Below are 18,410 nucleotides of genomic sequence, written 5' to 3' on the forward strand. Positions count from 1 at the left end.
GTCCTACGTCTGCTTCTCTTCCTCCCAAAAGGCCGTGCCGCCCTCAGCCTTCATCAGTTCGAGAATCTTCTCGCGCGGGATCACGCCACAGCGATTGGCCCATTGCTGATACTGCGCCGCCATCTCGTGGACGCGATCCGGATGCTGCGCGGCCAGATCGTTCATCTCGGTGCGATCGGTTTCCATGTCGTAGAGTTCCCAGGGGCCGGGATATTTCCGCACCAGCTTCCACTTGCCGGTGCGCACAGCCGCATTGCCTTCGTGCTCCCAGAACAGCGGGCCCCGACTGCCATAAGCTGCCCCGAATGATGGCACCAGGCTCTCGCCCTCGCAGGGCAAAATAGTGTTGCCGTTGTATTCACTGGGGTAGGTGGAACCGGTGACGTCAAGAATGGTTGCCATCACGTCGGTGAGCTGGCTTGGATTATGCCGCAGGCCGCCCTTTTCGGAGATGCCGCGCGGCCAGTGCACAATGAACGGCGTGGCGATACCGCCCTCGTGAACCCAGTGCTTGTAGAGCCGGAACGGGGTGTTGGAGAGATTGGCCCAGGCGGTGCCGTAGCTCTGGTAAGTGTCCTCGCCGCCGGGCATAAGGCTTGGATCGTTGCCGAAACGCACCAGCCTGCCGTCGCGGGTCTTTGCCTGCGCGATCATGAGCTGGTCGACCAGCTCCTTCGCAGTGACGCCTTCCGGAATGTCCTCGGCGCAGGCGCCGTTGTCCGAGAGGAAGATGATCAGCGTGTTGTCCATCTGGCCGGTTTCTTCCAGCGCCTTCAGGATACGCCCGATGCCCTGGTCCATCCGGTCGATCTGGGCCGCGTAGACCTCCATGCAGCGCAGCGTCCATTCGCGCTGCTCGGCGTCGGTCCACGCGGGCTGGGTCGGATCGCGGTCGGTCAGGCGCCAGTTCGGATGGATGATGCCGTCCTCGACGAGGCGCTTGAGGCGCTCCTCGCGCAGCTTGTCCCAGCCGGCGTCGAAGCGGCCCTTGTATTTTGCTATGTCCTCTTCATGGGCATGGAGCGGCCAGTGCGGGGCGGTATAGGCGACGTACTGGAAGAACGGCGCGCCGGGCTTTTCCGCCCTGTGCTGACGGATGAAGGCGGCCGCATGGTCGCTGATCGCATCCGTATAGAAGAACGACGGGTCCTTAACCGGCTCGTGTTCGATATTGTCGTTGCCGCGGGTCAGCGTATTCGGGTGATAGAAGCTGCCAGCACCGATGATGGTGCCATAGAAATGGTCGAAGCCGCGCTGCATCGGCCAGGCGTCGGTCGGCTCGGTGAGGCTGCTGGCGATGTGCCATTTGCCGCTGAGATAGCTCGTATAATTCCTGCTCTTGAGCGCTTCGGCGATCGTCACGCAACTCTTGTTCAGATTGCCGGCATAGCCTTCCGGCCCGTTGCTGTAGGTGAGGATGCCGATGCCGGTCTGGTGCGGATGCAGGCCGGTGAGCAGCGAGGCGCGAGACGGGCTGCAGCGCGCGGTGTTGTAGAACTGAGAGTAACGCAGCCCGTTCGCCGCAAGACGATCGAGGTTCGGCGTCTTGATCTCGCCGCCGTAACAGCCAATGTCCGAAAAGCCCATGTCGTCGTTGAGGATGAGCAGGATGTTGGGGCTGTCGGAAGTTTTGGCGCCATTCGGCATGTTTGTGTCCTCGTTTTTGGCGTGTGGCGATCTTAGTGGCGGCGCGTCAGGCTGATGCTGAGGCGAAAATATTTCGGTAAGTACACGGCGCGGAGAAGCTCCAGCGCCCGTCCGTCCTTGCTGAAGGTGACGCGCTCGATCGCGAGCAGGGGCGATCCGACCTTCACGTCGAGCAGTTTTGCGCTGCTGGCATCAGCGAGATCGGCGCTGATGGTCTGCTGCGCGTCCTTGATGGCGAAGCCGAGTTCGTCCTCTAAAACGCGATACATGATGATCGATATCAGATCCCGCTTCTCGAGCTCGAGACCGATGTCCGGCGGATAGAAGGCGTGCTCGATCGCGATCGGTGTGTCATCCGCGAACCGCAGACGCCTGAGTTGCCAGACGGCGCGCTCACGCAGCTGCTCGCGAACGGCGGGGTCATGGCGGTTGGTCATACCCTGCTGCAGGATCTTTGCACCGGCCTGATAGCCAGCGTCGCGGATGGTTTCCGAAAAACCCATGAGGTGGCCGACCCAGTTTTCGGGCTGGTTCGAGCGCAGAAAGGTGCCGCGGCCGCGTGAGCGGTCGAACATGCCTTCGTTCACCAGTGGCGCAATGGCATTGCGGATGGTGATGCGGCTGACGCTGAAATGACGGCCGAGCTCGGCCTCGGTCATCAGGCGCCCGGTTGCGTCAATCAGCTTGCCGTCGCGAACCTGACTGCGAATGGACTCGCGAATCTGGACGTGCAGGGGCGTCGAGCCTTCCGCGACGACATCGCTGCCGAGCGGAGCGAGTTTCTTCTTGCGGGTTTGAACAGCCATGGTGTCAGAGCCGCATGCGGGTTGTGGGATCAAACAGGTGAATGTCGTGCGGACGGGCGGTGATCGAGATGGTCTCGCCTTCGCCGGGAATGTTGCCATCGCTGACGCGCATGCGGATCATGGTGCCGGCGCAGTCGAGATCGAGCACGGCGGTATCTCCGAGGTCCTCGATCAGGTCGACGCGCGCGCCAATTCCGCCCTCCGTCATGCGCAGGGCGCCGGGACGAAGCCCGACCACCACATCACGCTCGCCCGCGGTTGTGGTCGTCGTCTTGAGACGATGCCCGGCAATGATCACGTCGCCGTCGACATAACGGGCGGGGACGAGGTTCATCGGGGGATTGCCGATGAAGCCGGCAATGTCGATCGAGTTCGGGCGCGCGAACACCTCCGCGGGCGTGCCGATCTGCTGGATCTCGCCTGACATGAACACCGCCATGCGGTCGGCCAGCGTCATGGCCTCTTCCTGGTCATGGGTGACGTAGACCGCGGTGACGCCCAGCGAGCGCTGCAGCTTCTTGAGCTCCGCGCGAGTCTCCAGCCGCAGCTTCGCGTCGAGGTTTGATAGCGGCTCGTCGAGCAAAAAGAGCCGCGCCTTGCGCACAATGGCGCGGGCGAGTGCGCAGCGCTGCTGCTGACCGCCCGAGAGCTGGCCCGGCTTCCGGTCCAGAAGCTGGTCGATCTTCACTTTTCTTGCCGCTTCTTGCACGGCGGAAGCGATTTGTGCCTTTGGCAGCCTGGCCATCTCAAGCGGGAAGGCGATGTTCTCTGCGACCGTCATGTGCGGATAGAGCGCGTAGCTTTGAAATACCATGGCGATGTCGCGGTCCCGCGCGTCAGTCGAGGTGACGTCCTTGTCGTCGATCAGCACGCGGCCGGCGGTGGGCGCATCCAGGCCGGCCAGAATGCGCAGTGTGGTGCTCTTGCCCGATCCAGAGGGGCCGAGCAGCGCGAAGAACTCGCCCGGCTTGATGTCGAAATTGACGCCCTTGAGCGCGGCGAACTCGCCGTGCATCTTGACGATGTTGCGAAAACTGACCTGACCCTGGCCGCTCATCGGCGCCCTCCGCCTTTGACTGCACCGACCGTCAAGCCCTTTACGATATGCTTCTGTGCGACCACGCCGAGCACGACGACAGGCAGCATGGCAAGGACCGAGACCGCTGCGAGCTTGGCCCACAGCGTCTGCTCAACGGAGACGAAATTGAACATGGCCACCGTGACCGGCCGCACCGTGTTGCCGCTGAGCACAACGGCGAACAGGAACTCATTCCACGCATTGAGGAACACAAACACGACGGTTACGGCGATGCCGCCGCGGACCTGCGGAATGATGATGCGCCACAGCGTCTTGAGCCTGCTGGCGCCGTCGAGATAGGCGGCTTCCTCCATCTCGAAGGGAATGTCCTCGAAATAGGAGACCAGTAGCCAGATCGCGAACGGCAGGGAGAACGACAGATAAATCAGGATGATGCCCTGATAGGTGTCGATCCAGCCGATGTTCCGCAGCACCAGGAAGTAGGGGATGATGATGCCGACTGGTGGCAGCATCTGGGTTGCCAATAGGTAGAAGCCCGCGAACTTCTTGCCGCGAAAGCGCAGGCGCGCCAGGGCATAGGCCGCGGGCACCGCCATCAACATAGTGACGATAGTAGTGCCGACCGAGATGATGGCACTTGAAAGGAGGTTCGGGAGGATCGATCCGGAGCCGAACAGTACGTCCCGATAAGCCTCCAGCGTCGGCGAGAAAACCAGCTTGGGCGGATAGGCGAGCACGTCGGAATCGGTCTTGAGCGAATTCAGCACGCTCCAGATGATCGGGAAGGCCCAGGCCAGCAGGAAGACCATGGAAATCGCGAGCAGGGCGATGATGCGGAGGCGCTTTGCGGTCATTTCGCCCTCCGCATCGCGAACAGGATGCCGGAGATGATGATGGTCACGATCAGCAGCGCCACCGCCAGCGCCGCACCGTACCCGATTGACAACTCAGTGAAGGATTTCCTGTAGGCATAGAGGTTGAGGATCTCGGTCGCGGTCCCGGGGCCGCCGCCGGTGACGGTGAAGATCGCAGCAAACGCGGTCAGCGCCACCATCGTCCGCATGATGATGACCATCACGATTGCGGGCCGCAGCAAGGGCAGGGTGATGCGGCGGAAGCGCTGACAGGCGGAAGCCCGATCAAGCCGCGCGGCCTCATAGATGTCCTCGGGCAGTGACGCCAGCGAAGCCAGCAGCACCATGAACGCGAACGGCGTCCATTGCCAGGTATGGATTGCGATCACCGAGACCATCGCAAGCGTGGGATCGCCGAGCCAGTTCTTGCTGCCGAGACCGGCGTTGATGGCGAGGAAGTCGACGATGCCGAATTCCGGCGCCAGCATGAAGGTCCGCCAGATCATGCCCACGACGGCCGGCGACAGAACGACGGGCAGGATCGCGATGACACGAAACCAGCCCTGGCCGCGCTTCATGTCCATGACCAGCAAGGCGAGCGCCAGCCCGATGATGACCTGGAGCGCGACGGTCGAGCCGGTGTAGACGAGGCTTACCAGCAGCGACGTCCAGAAGCGCTCGTCGGAGAGCAGCACCTGGTAGTTCTCGAATCCGACGAAGCCGTTGGTGAACGGCATCGCCAGATCCATCCGGAACGCGCTGGTATAGACCAGGAAGAGCAGCGGGAACGTCGTCGTGGCGAGCAGGGCGAGAAACGCCGGTGCAAGCAGGGCCGCTGCAAACCGGCGCTCGCGCTGCGCCAGGATGCGGCCGAAATCGCCGCGAGGCGCCTCGCTCGCGATCCCGGCCGATGTCACCACTGTCGTCGCCATGGATCAGCCGCGCATCATCGGTTCGATGCGGCGCTGCGCATCGTCGAGTGCGGCCTTGATCGTGGCCTGGCCCGAGAGGGCCGACTGGATCGCGGTTGCCATGGTGTCGCCGATCGCCGGCCATTGTGGCACGCGCGGACGCCAGTCTACGTCGGTGTCCTCCTGCAGGGCGCCCATCGTGGCCTCGACGAAGTTCTCGCCAAAGCCGTTCATCAGCTTGATGTAGTCGGGATCCTTCCAGACTGAGGTGCGGTTGACGCCAGAACGCTTGGTCGGACCTGCAAAACGATGTGCGGTGCGCGCCTGGGTTTCGGCGCTCGCGGCCCACTGGATAAAAAGCCAGGTCGCCTTTCGCTTCTTTTCCGGCAGCGCGGAATTGATCGGAAAACCCCAATTCCAGATCGAGGTGGTGCGCTTGCCTGATGGGCCCTTCGGCCAGCGCGCATAGGCGACCTTGCCGATGACTTTGGACTTCTCGGGATTGTTGATGACCGAGGCCGACGAATGTGCGTCGATGTAGCTGGCGACCGTGCCTTGCGAGAAGGCGTCGGCGATATCCGGCCAGTTCCAGTTCGCGGCCGCCATCGGCGCGTAGTTCTTCATGATGTCGATATACCAGGCGAGCGCCGCCTCGGCCTCGGGGCCATTGACGGTGAGCTTGCCGCCCTTCATCCAGTCGCCGCCGAACTCTCGGAAAATCGACGGATAGATGTACATGTTCTGGCCGGCACCGGCGACGCCGCGCAACGCTGCGCCCCAGACGCGCTCGTTCGGCGTGTTCAGCGCCGCGGCGTTCGTCATGTAGGCTTCCAGCGTGTCGGCCGGCTTCAGGCCCTTCGCGTCATAGAGATCCTTGCGATAGACCTGAATGGTGACTTCGCCGTCATAGGGCATCCCGTAGAGCTTGCCGTCGATGCCGTTGGCGCTGCGCCAGGCTGGAATGATGTCATCAAGCTTGAACCAGGCCTGGTCGGTCAGCGACTTGTCGTTCAGATAGGTGTCGAGCGGCTCGACCCATTTGTTCGCGGCGTAGAGCGCGTAATACATGGGGTCTGCGGCGTGGGTCGCGTAGGTGCCGGTCTTCGAGGTCAGGTCGATGACGCTCTTCTGCCGGATCTGCGCCGGGGGAATCTTTTCAAAACGGACATCAATGCCGGTCAGCGCCTTGAACTGCGGCGCCAGCGTGATGAGGTTCTCGAAATAGCTCGCCGGGATCACCGCGACGGTGATGATCTCGCCGGAGACCTGCTGCCAGTCGATCTGCGCGGATTTGTACGGCGCAAGGTCGGCATCTTGCGCGGCTGCTTGCCGGAGAAAGGCCGGACCAATCGTCGCGAAAGCGGCGGCTGCAGTTCCGGTCTTGAGTAGCGTTCGTCGCGTCGGCTTGAATGACGTCATACGGTCCTCCCAAAAATCCGGATTTCGCGCTCCGGTTAGTAAGGACATTTGCCTAAATGTTATAACAAGTCAACCGCGGCAAGGTTGCCGCTCGTCGTTGCCATAGGACGTCATCTTGCGCGCCTCGGAACTCCGGCGCTCGCTTCCAGAGATGGTTTGAATCCGACGATGCGCCGCTTGACGTATCCGTTGATGTCCAGCCGCCGGTGCTCGCGCGACGTCAACCTGCGAGAAACCCGCCGTCCACAGCAACGACGGTACCGGTCGCATATTGCGACGCCGGCATGCAGAGGAACGCGACGGCGCCGGCAATATCTTCCGGCTGTCCCCACCGCTTGAACGCGGTGCGGTCGGCGATGCGCTGGTAATGCGCGAGATCAGTCCGGCCGGCGGCGTTGATCGCGGTCTCTATATAGCCGGGCGCAACTGCGTTGACGCGAATGCCCTCTTCGGCCCACTTCAAGGCGAGTGCCTTGGTCAACATCACGACGCCACCCTTACTGGCGCAATAGGCGGGGATACGCGGTAACGCCAAAACCGCGTTCATCGAGGCGATGTTGACGATCGATCCCTTTGCCTCCGCAAGCAGCGCGCGAAAAGCCATGCAGGTCCGGAAGGTGCCGGTGAGATTGACGTCGAGAACCTTCACGAAAGTCTCGATCTCGAATTCTTTGTCGCGGGCGAGAATCCCGGCGCAATTGACGAGCGCGTCGACCCGCTTGTACTTGTTGGCGAAGAATTTGACGGCCGCATCATCGGTGACGTCGAGCGTCCCGAGCGTGAGGCCCGCGCGCGGCTTGAGGAGTGTGCGGGCGAGATCGGCATCGTTGGCGCCAGTTGCGGTCACCGTCGCGCCGAGATCGCAAAACTGGTTGCTGATTGCTGCGCCAATGTCGCCGGCGCCCCCGATCACGATGGCATGAAAGCCGGAGGCTAGGGAGAAATTCAAACTCATCGGGACTGTCTCACTTCAGGGATTTTGGAGGTGGCGCCGTCGACTCGCGGACCACCAGTGAAAAGTCGATCTCGCGGTGCATGATGGTCTGCTCGCCGGCGAGGCTGCGCACCAGATATTCGCCGGCGCGTTGCCAGGTTTCTCCGGTCGGAACGTGAATCGTGGTCAGGCTCGGTCGCAGATGGCGGCTCCAGTCGAGATCGTCGAACCCAACGACCGACAGATCGCGTGGTACCGAAAAGCCGCTGCGTTCCGCCTCGAGCAGCACGCCGTAGGCGATGACGTCGTTGCCGCACACTACGGCTGTGGGACGATCCTTGAGCCCCAGGAGATAGCGCGCCGCTTCGCGGGCGTCGTCCAGCGTATAGGGCACCTCGACATGCCATTGCGACGGCAGTTCGAGGCCGCTCTCGGTCAGCGCGCGGCGAAAGCCGGCAACGCGAGCGCTGGCACGGTCGTTGTTGCGCTGGAGAGCCGAGACGATCCCGATGCGGCGATGGCCGAGTTCGATGACATGGGCGGCGGCGCGATGGGCGGCCGTTTCGTTGTCGGTGCCGACGCAAGGGTAGGGCCGGTCGGGCTGGTATATGCCGACATTGATGAACGGCACCGCGTTGTCCGCGAGCAGCTTGCGCAAGCCGTCGTGATGGCAGTCGCCGCGCAGCACCAGGCCGTCGACGCCGCGGCTGATCAGATTGCGCGCCTGCTGCAATTCGACGTCAAGATCGTAGCCGCTCGTCGTGAGGAACAGCATGTATCCGACCGACGACAGATAGTGCTGCAGCGAAGCGATGCCGCGCGCGAACATCGTGTTGTCGATGGTCGGCACGATCGCGCCAAGGGTGCGCGAGCGACGTGAGGACAGGATGCGCGCGGGCGCATGCGGGATGTAGCCAAGCGCGTCAATCGCCTGTTCGATGCGCACGCGCAGAGATGGGCTCACCGCATCCGGATTGTTGAGGGCACGAGAGACCGATGCGGTTGAGACGCCGGCGCGGGCGGCTACGGCGCGGATGCCTTGTTTCACAGACTTGGCGTCGGTCAGTCCCATGAATGTAACGGTACATGTTGCGCCGCAAACCCGTGCGGTGGTGGTAATCGCATGTATTTGCCGCAGATCACGCAGTTTGTCCATCGCTTGACACGGCGAGCGTGAGGTCTATTTTGTAACCGTTTTCAGATGTGCACGAACGTGTTCAAAATGGTCCGCCAGCTTAAGGCGGCCAGCCGGGAGGAGAGTCCAATGAAGGCCAGGATGCTCGCGACGCATCTCGCGTTGCCCGTTCTCGCGATCGCCGCTGTTGGCGCGCCCTCGCACGCCGCCGATTTCGACTGGATGAAGTTCAAGGGCAAGACCGTCACCTTTCTCGCCAACAACAATCCGGTCGCGCAGGCGCTCCTGACCTACAAGGTCGATTTCGAGAAGCTGACCGGCATGACCCTCAAGGTCGACGGCTATCAGGAACAGCAGATGCGCCAGCGTCTGGTGACCGTCATGAATGCGAACAGCGATGAGGTTGACGTGTTCATGACGCTGCCCTCGCGCGAGGGCGAGCAGTTCGCCGCCGCCGGCTGGTATGCCGACCTCACCACGATGGCCAAGAACGAGGTTGCCAAGGACTACGATCCGGCCGGGCTCAGCCAGGCCCTGGTGAAGGCCGCGACCTTCAACGGCAAGCTCACCAGCATGCCGATGAATCTCGAAGGGCCGATCTTCTATTACCGCACCGACATCTTCAAGAAGTGCGGTCTCGAGGCGCCGAAGACCATCAAGGACGTCGAAGCCGCCGCCGAAAAGATCAAGACCTGCGACAGCGCGGTGACGCCGTTCGTCTCGCGCGGCCTCAAGCCCGCGGTCGCCTACACCTTCAGCAACATGCTGCACAATGTCGGCGGCACCTATATCGCCGACGGAAAGTCGAACCTGTGCTCCGCCAAGGGCAAGGAAGCGCTCGAAACCTATAGCCGGCTGCTGCGCGACTTCGGTCCGCCTGGCGTCGTCAATTACAGCTTCCAGCAGATTTCGGCACTCTATCGCAGCGGCCGCGCCGCAATGGCGTTCGAATCGTCCAACGAGCTTCGCACCGTCATGGACGGTGGCGCGCGGTTGAAGGACACCGGTCTTGTGCCGTTCCCGGCGGGGGAGGCTGGCCAGGTGCCGACCACGATCGGCTGGGGCATGGCGGTATCCTCGCACAGCAAGCAGCCGGATGCGGCCTGGTATTTCGTGCAGTGGGCGACCAGCCCCGAGGTGCAGAAGAAGATGGCGCTCCAGGGCATTGCCCCGCCGCGTCCATCGGTCGCCAAGGATCCTGAGTATCGTAAATGGATCGATGAGGAGCCGGTGCGCAAGGAATGGCAGGCCGCTCTCGACGTGCTCGCCACCAAGGGTTCCTCCGAGGTCGGCTATCCCATCGTCGCCAATCCGGAATCGCGCGAGTTCATCGGCCAGGCGGTGCAGGACCTGATCCTCAAGCAAAAGCCGACCGACCAGGCCTGCGCGGATGCCGACAAGGCGCTCGATGCGCTGATCGCCCAGAAGTAACGGCTTCATGCCGGCAGGCTCGCTGCATGCCGGCATTTCCCCCCACGTGAGGACGCGAACGGATGTCTGACTCGGCTGCGACACTCACGCAGGACCGGCAGAAGCTGGAAATGGCGGCACTTTCGGCGCCGGCCGTGATCTTCACGGTTGCGATGATCGCGTTTCCGGTCGTCTATACGATTTGGCTAGGCTTCCAGACGTTTTCCTCGACCGGCAAGCAGTCCTTTGCAGGGCTTGCCAATTATTCCAAGCTGATCTCCGATTACGAATTCTGGCACGGGCTGTGGATCACCATAGCCCTCTTCGTCCTGTCGCTAGTGCTGCAACTCGTCTTCGGCGTCTGGCTGGCGTTGGTGCTGTTCCACGCCAAGCGGCTACCGGGCATCGTGCGCTCGTTGTTCATTTCGCCGTTCATGATGCCGCCGGTGGTCGCCGGCATGATGTGGCTGGTAATCCTCGATCCCTCGCTGGGTGCCGCCAACTATGTCCTGCAGTCGTTCGGCCTGCCCCCGTCGGACTGGCTGGCCTCGCCGTCCCTGGTCATTCCGACGGTGGCGCTGATCGACAGCTGGCAGTGGACGCCTTATGTCGCTCTGATCGTGCTGGGCGGGCTGCAATCCCTGCCGCCGAGTGTCTACGAGGCTGCCCAGATCGATGGCGCATCCCCATTCAAGACATTTCAGCGTATCACGCTGCCGCTGCTGCTGCCGACCATTGTCACTGCCGCGATCCTGCGCAGCGTCGATCTCCTGCGCTTCTTCGACATCATCTACATCACCACCCAGGGCGGCCCGGGCAACGCCTCGAACACGCTCAACATTTATGGGTTCCGGGTCGGTTTCGAGTTCTTCAACATCGGCTATGCCAGCGCCCTGATGCTGACACTGACGGCGATCGTGTTCGGCGCCGTGCTCGCCTTCAACCGCCTGCGGGGCGCAGTGGCGTGGTGATGTCATGAACGATGCCGCCAACACCGACCGCTGGATGCGCTGGCTCAACACGGTGCAGCTCGTGCTCGCCGGCATCATCATCATGGCGCCGACGGTCTGGATGGTGCTGTCTTCGTTCAAGCCGTCCTTCGAGGTCACCGCCTATCCGCCGACGCTGGTCTTCACACCGACGCTGGAGAATTACGCCGAGCTGACCAGGACCACTCCGTTCCTGAGTTATGCGCTCAACAGCCTCATCGTTACCGTCGGTTCGACCTCGCTCGGGCTGCTGTTCGGGATTCCCGCCGCCTTCGCCGTCTCCTGGACCCGGATTACGTGGCCGGCAATCCTGACGCTGGCGGCGCGCATGGCGCCCGGCACGCTGTTCCTGCTGCCGTGGTACGTCATGTTCCGGCAAATCGGCATGATCGGCTCCTACACCGCGTTGATCCTCAGCCACGCCGTCATCACGCTGCCGATCGTGATCTGGGTCTTGCTGCCGTCGTTCGATGCCATCCCGCGCAGCGTGTTCGAGGCTGCGCAAGTCGATGGATGCAGCGTCACGCGCATCCTCTGGCGCATCGCGATGCCGCTGGTGGCGTCGGGCGTCGCGGTCTCGGCGATCCTCGCCTTCGTCTTCTCGTGGAACTACTTCCTGTTTGCGCTGGTGCTCTCCAACGGCGACACCAAGACGCTGATCGCGGCGGCCTTCAACTTCATCGGCGAAGGCTCGACGCAATGGGGCGCCCTCATGGCCGCGGCGACGCTCATCGCATTGCCGCCGCTGGTGCTGGCGGCCCTGGTTCAGCGCTGGCTGGTGTCCGGACTGACGCTCGGCGCGGTGAAAGGCTAGGTATTTGATGAATATGTCTCCCCGCTCGAATTCGATCATGCAGGCCGCGGTCTTCCACGGCGGCGACCGAATCACCATCGAGCCTGTGGCGATGCCCGAAATCGGCGCCGGCGAGGTGCTGGTCCGTGTCTCGCGAACGGCGCTGTGCGGCTCAGACTTCAAGCTCTGGCACAAGGGCGCCGAGTTCACCGCCGGCCACGAGATCTTTGGCGTCGTCGAGCAGCCAGGCCACGGTCTGCATGGCCGCCGCTGCGCCGTCTACATTCCCTTGCACTGCGATCACTGTGCCGCCTGCAAGCGCGGCGATACCCAGATGTGCCTCGAGGTCTCCAGCCTGATCGGCTGGAACAGGCCGGGCGGCTATGCCGAATACGTGCCCGTGCCGGAAAATTGTTTGCTGCCGGTACCCAATGATATCGAGGACAGCCTCGCGCCGCTGTTGCTCGACACCATCGGCACATCCGGTCACGCCGTACGGTTCGTCAGCCGCGTGGTGCCGGCGAACGAGGCCGGTCCGGCCCTCGTGATGGGGGCGGGGCCTGTCGGTCTCGGCGTCGTGCTGGCGCTTCGCGCGCTTGGCTACAACGACATTCATGTCGCCGATCCCAATCCGGCGCGGCTGAAGATCGCACAGTCCTTCGGCGCGAAGCCGCACCCGGTCGGCGACACCTCGAAGCGCTTCGCGCTCATCATGGAATGCTCGGGCGCCCATGCGGCGCGCAATCTCGGCATCGAGCTCGTCTTGCCGCGCGGCGCGCTGGTGCTGGTCGGCGAGAACGCCGCGCCATGGACCATCGAGGAGGGCAAGGTATTCCGCCGCAAGGATTTTTACATGATCCGGACCTTCTACTTCCCGGTCTCGGATTTCGAGCAGAATGTCGAGCTGCTGCGCAAATACAAGGACGAATACCGCGTCCTCGTTGACGGCGAGTTCGGTCTTTCGGATCTCCCTGAAAACTTCGCGCGGTTCGCCAACGGCGAGCTGATCAAGCCTGTGCTGGCGCTGGATTAAGCGATCATGGCCTCGATCTCGATCCGCAATCTCACCAAGCGCTACGGTAATTTCACCGTGATCCCCGATCTCAATCTGGAGATCGCGGACCATGAATTCGTGGTGTTCGTCGGCCCATCCGGCTGCGGCAAGTCGACCTTGCTGCGCATCATCGCGGGCCTCGAGCCTATTTCGAGTGGAGACCTTTACATTGGCGACAAGCGCGTGAATGGCGTGCAGGCGGCCCAGCGCGATATCGCGATGGTGTTCCAGGATTACGCGCTCTATCCACACATGCGAGTCTACGACAACATGTCGTTTGCGCTGGAGCTGCGGGGAACGCCGAAAGCGGAAATCGACGCCCGGGTGAAGCGCGCCGCCGCGCTTTTGCACATCGAGCCTTATCTCGACCGCAAGCCGAAGGAGCTGTCTGGTGGCCAGCGCCAGCGCGTCGCCATGGGCCGCGCCATCGTGCGCAATCCCAAGGCGTTCCTGTTCGACGAGCCGCTGTCCAACCTCGACGCCAAGCTGCGCGGGCAGGTGCGGGCCGAGATCAAGGCACTCTCGCAGCAATTGAAGACCACCATGGTCTTTGTCACCCATGACCAGATCGAGGCCATGACCATGGCCGACCGCATCGTGGTGCTCCAGAGCGGCACGATCCAGCAATACGACACGCCGGAGACGGTCTACGAGCGACCCGCCAACCAGTTCGTCGCCGGCTTCATCGGCTCGCCCGCCATGAATTTCTTCGCGGTCGAGTGGCACGACGACTGCGCAATCCTCTCGCAAGGTGGAACGGCCGTGCCGGTGGACGGCGAGACCGCGAGTAGTCTGCGCCAAGCCGGCAATGCCGTCCTCGGCATTCGTCCCGAACATTTCACTGTCGCCACCAATGCTGCCGATGGCATTGCCATCGAGGTCAAGCTGGTCGAGCCGCTCGGCTCCGATACGCTAATCCATTTTGATCTCGCCGGTGTCTCCGCGATTGCGCGGATCGACCCGTCGCTGCGACCGAAAGTCGGCGATCTCCTCGCGCTGCGCCCGCAGCCTGGCAAGACGCATCTGTTCGATGCCACCAACGGACAGGTCCTCCGGTGAGTACGTCAGCCAACATCGGCGATCTCTTGGCGCTTGCGGACGTCGGGTCCAAGGCCAGGCCCGTGCACGTGATCTGCCTTGGGCTCTCTGCGCTGGACCAGGTTTGGCGCGTCGATCGGCCGTTCGCCGGTGGAAGCGAGAAGATCAAAGCTGCTGCGTACGGCACGCTGGGCGGCGGCATGGCCGCCAATGCGAGCGTAGCGGTGGCGAAGCTCGGCGCGTCCGTCGCGTTCTGGGGGCGGGCAGGGAATGATGCCGCCGGCCGCGAGATGAAGTCCGCCTTCGCCGCCGAAGGCGTCGACGTCGAGAATTTCCGGCTGTTTCCCGATGGCCGCTCCTCTGTCTCCGGAATTATTGTCGACAGCAGCGGCGAGCGGCAGATCGTGAACTTCCGCGGCCTTTTTCCTGAATCCGCGGATTGGCTTCCGCTCGAAGCAGTCGGCCGCGCATCCTCCGTGCTGGCCGACCCGCGCTGGGTCGAGGGCGCCGCAACGCTGTTCCGCGAGGCGCGCTCGCGCGACGTTCCGACGGTGCTCGACGGCGACATGGCCGATGCCGAAGTGTTCGAGCGCCTGCTGCCCCTAACCGATCACGCCATCTTCTCCGAGCCCGCGCTTACCGCCTTTGCCGGCTCCGCCGATGATAAATCTCTCGCAGCCCTCGCTCGCTTCGGCTGCCGCGTCATCGCCGTCACGCGTGGTGAGGGCGGCGTGAGCTGGTACCAGAACGGCCAGCTGCAGCGGCAGGTCGCCTACGCCGTCGAGGTCGTCGACACCACAGGCGCGGGCGATGTTTTTCACGGCGCCTATGCCCTGGCGATCGGCGCCGGCCTGGACGTGCGCGCCGCCGTGGCTTTTTCGGCGGCGACGGCCGCCATGAAATGCCGCCACGCTGGCGGCCGCAACGGAATCCCCGACATCAACGAGTGTCTTGCATTCATGAGGACGAAGCCATGAGAACGATTGGAAAGAACCGCGGCCTGGCGCGGCTTGCTGACGCGGACGGCCATTTTCGAATGGTCGCGCTGGACCAGCGGCCGCCCTTGTTCGATGCCATCGCGAAAGCAAAGGGCATCACGCGGGACCAGGTCGAGTATTCCGACGTCACGGCGGCCAAGCGTCTTCTGGTCGAGAATCTCGCGCCGCACTGCAGCTCGATGCTGTTCGACCCGAACTTTGCCGTGCCCGCCGCGATCGATCTGCTGCCGCCGCGCTGCGGCCTGATCATGACGCTGGAAGAGCACCGCGTCGAGGAGACCGCGGGCGGTCGCAAGTCGCGGGCCATCACCAACTGGAGTGTGGAGAAGATCCGCGCCATGGGCGGTGATGCCGTCAAGGTGCTGGCCTGGTATCGGCCAGACGCCGATGCCGCGGTGAACGAACACCAGAAGAAGTTCGTGCGCGAGATCGGCGAGGACTGCGCCCGCCACGACATTCCCTATGTTCTCGAGCTGCTGGTTTATCCGTTCCTGGGCAGCGCCAATCACACCGCTGACTACGTCGAATCGCCGGGCAAGCTTCCCGGTCTGGTCATCGACAGCGTGCGCGAGTTTGCCAAGCCCGAATATGGCGTCGATCTCCTCAAGCTGGAGAGCCCGGTCGCGGCCAACGGTCTGCCGGCCAGTGACGGCAGCGGGGCAGCCAAGGCCGCGCAGAAGGAGTTCGATGCAATCGGCGATATCTGCCGCGAGCGCAACATTCCTTGGGTGCTGCTGTCGGGCGGCGCTGCGCCGGAGAAATTCGAACGCGTGCTCGACTACTCTTATGCTGCAGGGGCGAGCGGCTTCCTGGCGGGCCGCACGATCTGGCTCGACGCCGTTCTAAAGAACTTTCCGGATCGCGCCGCGGTGTCTGCAAGTCTGCGCAAGGACGGTCTCAACGTGCTCGAACGGCTCAGCCAGCTGACCACGGCCAAGGGCACGGCCTGGAAACCGCGCTATCCTGTCTTCACTGATATCAAGCAGGAGGGTGACTTCGCGCGCGCCTACTGAGCACGCCTGTCGAGAAAGCATGTGAGGTCTTGAAAGAGCGATCGATAAGAGAATGCTCAGACAGTTGGATGCAGACTGATAAGGTTTGGCCACAAAGCTTATCAGTCTGACGTAATCTTCGCACCCGCCAGTCGAGCGGCAGCCATTATCAGCCGAACGGCGGTCCCCGGCGATAGCCCAGCCCTTCCGTCGTACATGGTTGAGTTTCCAACCAAAAAAACGTGGTCGCAGCCACCGTCAATGTGCTGCCCCATTCGACTCAGGTAATGGGCGCGGAACATCGCCGACATCGTCAAGGTCAGGCGCCTGGCCGTATCCCATGCGTTTCATCTGCTCGTGTACCTGCGCCATGTCAGCGTCGCTGAGGCGCGGCGGCTCGCCGATAGCCAACGCATGGACATACATCTTCGCCAGCGTCTCCACTTCCACGGCGAGCCAAAGAGCCTTTTCAAACGTCTGGGCCGCCACGAGCATGCCGTGATGGCCAAGCAGGCAGGCGTTGCGATCTTCGAGTGCCCTGAGGGCGTAGTCTGACAGCGCCTGCGTGCCGAAACAAGCATATGGCGCACAACGGACATCGTTGCCACCTGCAACTGCGACCATATAGTGGAAGCAGGGGATGCCACGCTCGTGAATGGCGAGAGTTGTGCTGAAGGTCGAATGCGTATGGAGCACGACGTTGACGTCTTCGCGTGCTCGCAGAATGTCGCGGTGAAAGCGCCATTCGGACGAAGGCCGATGGTTGCCCTGGTAATTCGCGGCAAAATCCATCGCAACAATATCTTCTGGCTGCATCCGATCATAGGGGAGACTGGTAGGCGTGATCAGCATTCCGCTTGGAGTCCGGTGCGAAAGATTGCCGGATGTGCCCTGATTGAGACCGTTTCGATTCATCTCCCGGCAGGTATCGACAATGCCTTGACGGAGATCGGCATGATTGTGGTCTGTCATGAGGCGGCCTCCGAGAAAGCGATCCAGGACTGGTAGGCGGTGGAAAGGCCGCGCGGCTCGAACCCATCGTTGCTAAGCGATGTGACAGCTTCGAGTACTACGCTCGAAACCGGCTGCGTACGCGAGAATCGCCGCCACAGCAGCGCAGCGCCAAGCGCCGTTCCGTGCGGTGATTGACTCACCCCGACGCGCTGCGAGGGTCGCAAGGTCGCAATGCACCGGGCGAAGGGCAGGTTTGCGGCAAAGCCACCATCGATGACTATGCGTTTTGAGCTCTTGAGCGCATCCAGACAGCGGTTTGCGCTGAATGCTGCGTAGAGCACCGCCAATGCCTGCCATTCGGCAGCCGTTTCGGGGGGCGGCCCGATGACCCGTCCGCGGTCAGCAGCGCCCGGAAACAGTCCATCATCGCCGACGAATGAGGGGAGCGCCAAGGTCCCCCTCGACAGCAGGATGGGCAATGCGGCAAGGACGGCTGCATCAGAAGCACAACTTCTCCCGCGGATCAGGTCGTATTCGCGGCCGGCCGCGATCAATGTTGAAGGTGCATTCTCGCCATCGACATCGATATTGAGAACCATCGCGCGCGCGCAATCGAGTTGGTCCAGGGGGAGGCCGCGCTGAAAGCCAATCATCCAGGTACCGGTCGATAGGATCGAGGCATCGGCCATGCCGGCAGCCTTGTAGCGAAACAAGTTGGCATTGGAATCATGCACGCCGCAGAGGATCTCGGTCGATTGCGCCAGGCCGGTGCGCCTCGCTACGGGCTCCGAAACCGTCCCTAGCACCGCGCCGGCAGCGACGCTTACGGGCAGCAGATGGCTCCAACCGCGCTTGCGCATAAGAGAGGAAGGCTGATGGTGGACGAGGTCCCAGATATGGCTCTGAGCCGCGAGCTGCGAGATTTCACTGGCCGCACGTCCGCCAAGCCGCAAGGCGAAAAACTGCGCCGTGGTCAAATAGGTTTTCGCGCGGGCGAATTCGAGGGGATACGCGCTTTCCTGCCACAGCAGCTGTTTTCCGAGCCGCATCGCGCCTCCAATTCCGCAAAACACCTCATCGTAACCCGGCGCGATCCGGGCATAGGCTTCATCGATTGCAGGCGGAGAGACGGCATCATAGTCCATCATTGGCAGCACTGGCGCATCGCCGTCGACGAGAACCGCGCCGCATCCATGCGCAGCCACGATCACGGCTCCAATAGCATGGCGTTGAGACACGACGGCAAGGGTATCGAGAAACCATTCCTCTAGTCCGGCAAGATCATAGGCTAGGTACAGGCCCTGAGTCATCGGCACGTTCGGAATCGCATGTGTTTCGAGGGGCCGCCCGTCGTCACTCGCCACCAACAGCTTGAGACTGGTCTTGCCAATGTCGAGAACCGCGATAGTGGGCGAGACGATCGAACTCATCATCGCT

At 62.7% G+C, this 18,410-nt stretch carries 17 protein-coding genes; 7 read left to right on the top strand and 10 right to left on the bottom strand.

Annotated features, from left to right (window positions below):
- Positions 1–3 precede the first annotated feature (3 nt).
- The 8 genes from ACVIN2_RS31855 to ACVIN2_RS31890 all read right to left on the bottom strand — a co-directional run bounded on the left by ACVIN2_RS31855 (position 4) and on the right by ACVIN2_RS31890 (position 8,682).
- Complete coding sequence (locus ACVIN2_RS31855) at positions 4–1,647, bottom strand: arylsulfatase (protein WP_456768601.1); 1,644 nt, start codon at positions 1,645–1,647, stop codon at positions 4–6.
- 32 nt (positions 1,648–1,679) lie between these two features.
- A complete protein-coding gene (locus tag ACVIN2_RS31860; RefSeq protein WP_456768602.1) occupies positions 1,680–2,453 on the bottom strand; it encodes a GntR family transcriptional regulator in 774 nt (257 codons plus the stop codon).
- Positions 2,454–2,457: 4 nt separating this feature from the next.
- A complete protein-coding gene (locus ACVIN2_RS31865) occupies positions 2,458–3,510 on the bottom strand; it encodes an ABC transporter ATP-binding protein (RefSeq protein ID WP_456768603.1) in 1,053 nt (350 codons plus the stop codon).
- Complete coding sequence (locus tag ACVIN2_RS31870; RefSeq protein ID WP_456768604.1) at positions 3,507–4,346, bottom strand: carbohydrate ABC transporter permease; 840 nt, start codon at positions 4,344–4,346, stop codon at positions 3,507–3,509. Before ACVIN2_RS31870 ends, ACVIN2_RS31865 begins: the two co-directional genes overlap by 4 nt.
- Positions 4,343–5,278, bottom strand: a complete 936-nt coding sequence (locus ACVIN2_RS31875) for a carbohydrate ABC transporter permease (RefSeq protein WP_456768605.1) — start codon at positions 5,276–5,278, stop codon at positions 4,343–4,345. The genes ACVIN2_RS31870 and ACVIN2_RS31875 overlap by 4 nt, the downstream gene beginning before the upstream one ends.
- Positions 5,279–5,281: 3 nt before the next feature.
- Entirely contained in the window at positions 5,282–6,676 is a 1,395-nt protein-coding gene (locus tag ACVIN2_RS31880; protein WP_456768606.1) for an ABC transporter substrate-binding protein, read from the bottom strand.
- 220 nt (positions 6,677–6,896) lie between these two features.
- A complete protein-coding gene (locus ACVIN2_RS31885) occupies positions 6,897–7,631 on the bottom strand; it encodes an SDR family NAD(P)-dependent oxidoreductase (protein WP_027519174.1) in 735 nt (244 codons plus the stop codon).
- A gap of 10 nt (positions 7,632–7,641) precedes the next feature.
- Positions 7,642–8,682 carry a LacI family DNA-binding transcriptional regulator gene (locus ACVIN2_RS31890; protein ID WP_456768607.1) on the bottom strand — a complete coding sequence of 347 codons (1,041 nt, stop codon included), beginning with the start codon at positions 8,680–8,682 and terminating at the stop codon, positions 7,642–7,644.
- 192 nt (positions 8,683–8,874) lie between these two features.
- On the opposite strand from ACVIN2_RS31890, the gene ACVIN2_RS31895 reads away from it, so the two are divergent.
- From ACVIN2_RS31895 to ACVIN2_RS31925, 7 genes are all read left to right on the top strand, one after another.
- The gene (locus ACVIN2_RS31895; protein ID WP_456768608.1) at positions 8,875–10,176 is read left to right on the top strand and encodes an extracellular solute-binding protein; all 1,302 of its coding nucleotides are present in this window, start codon (positions 8,875–8,877) and stop codon (positions 10,174–10,176) included.
- Positions 10,177–10,238: 62 nt separating this feature from the next.
- A complete protein-coding gene (locus ACVIN2_RS31900; protein ID WP_035968926.1) occupies positions 10,239–11,126 on the top strand; it encodes a carbohydrate ABC transporter permease in 888 nt (295 codons plus the stop codon).
- 4 nt (positions 11,127–11,130) lie between these two features.
- Positions 11,131–11,958 (top strand): carbohydrate ABC transporter permease, encoded by an 828-nt coding sequence (locus tag ACVIN2_RS31905; RefSeq protein WP_456768609.1) that lies wholly within the window; start codon positions 11,131–11,133, stop codon positions 11,956–11,958.
- A gap of 7 nt (positions 11,959–11,965) precedes the next feature.
- Positions 11,966–12,970: a zinc-dependent alcohol dehydrogenase family protein gene (locus ACVIN2_RS31910; protein WP_456768610.1), complete on the top strand. Its 1,005-nt coding sequence runs from the start codon at positions 11,966–11,968 to the stop codon at positions 12,968–12,970.
- Positions 12,971–12,976: 6 nt separating this feature from the next.
- Positions 12,977–14,050: an ABC transporter ATP-binding protein gene (locus ACVIN2_RS31915; protein ID WP_456768611.1), complete on the top strand. Its 1,074-nt coding sequence runs from the start codon at positions 12,977–12,979 to the stop codon at positions 14,048–14,050.
- Complete coding sequence (locus ACVIN2_RS31920; protein ID WP_456768612.1) at positions 14,047–15,006, top strand: sugar kinase; 960 nt, start codon at positions 14,047–14,049, stop codon at positions 15,004–15,006. Before ACVIN2_RS31915 ends, ACVIN2_RS31920 begins: the two co-directional genes overlap by 4 nt.
- Positions 15,003–16,040 (top strand): tagatose 1,6-diphosphate aldolase, encoded by a 1,038-nt coding sequence (locus ACVIN2_RS31925; protein WP_027519166.1) that lies wholly within the window; start codon positions 15,003–15,005, stop codon positions 16,038–16,040. The genes ACVIN2_RS31920 and ACVIN2_RS31925 overlap by 4 nt, the downstream gene beginning before the upstream one ends.
- A 237-nt stretch (positions 16,041–16,277) precedes the next feature.
- Here the strand turns inward: ACVIN2_RS31925 and ACVIN2_RS31930 are convergent, their stop codons facing one another.
- Together ACVIN2_RS31930 and ACVIN2_RS31935 are read right to left on the bottom strand one after the other, a co-directional pair.
- Positions 16,278–16,991, bottom strand: a complete 714-nt coding sequence (locus ACVIN2_RS31930) for a class II aldolase/adducin family protein (RefSeq protein ID WP_456768613.1) — start codon at positions 16,989–16,991, stop codon at positions 16,278–16,280.
- Positions 16,988–18,406 carry a carbohydrate kinase gene (locus tag ACVIN2_RS31935; RefSeq protein WP_456768614.1) on the bottom strand — a complete coding sequence of 473 codons (1,419 nt, stop codon included), beginning with the start codon at positions 18,404–18,406 and terminating at the stop codon, positions 16,988–16,990. Before ACVIN2_RS31935 ends, ACVIN2_RS31930 begins: the two co-directional genes overlap by 4 nt.
- Between the last annotated feature and the right edge of the window lie 4 nt (positions 18,407–18,410).

It is taken from the genome of Bradyrhizobium sp. USDA 3650, from assembly GCF_054057395.1.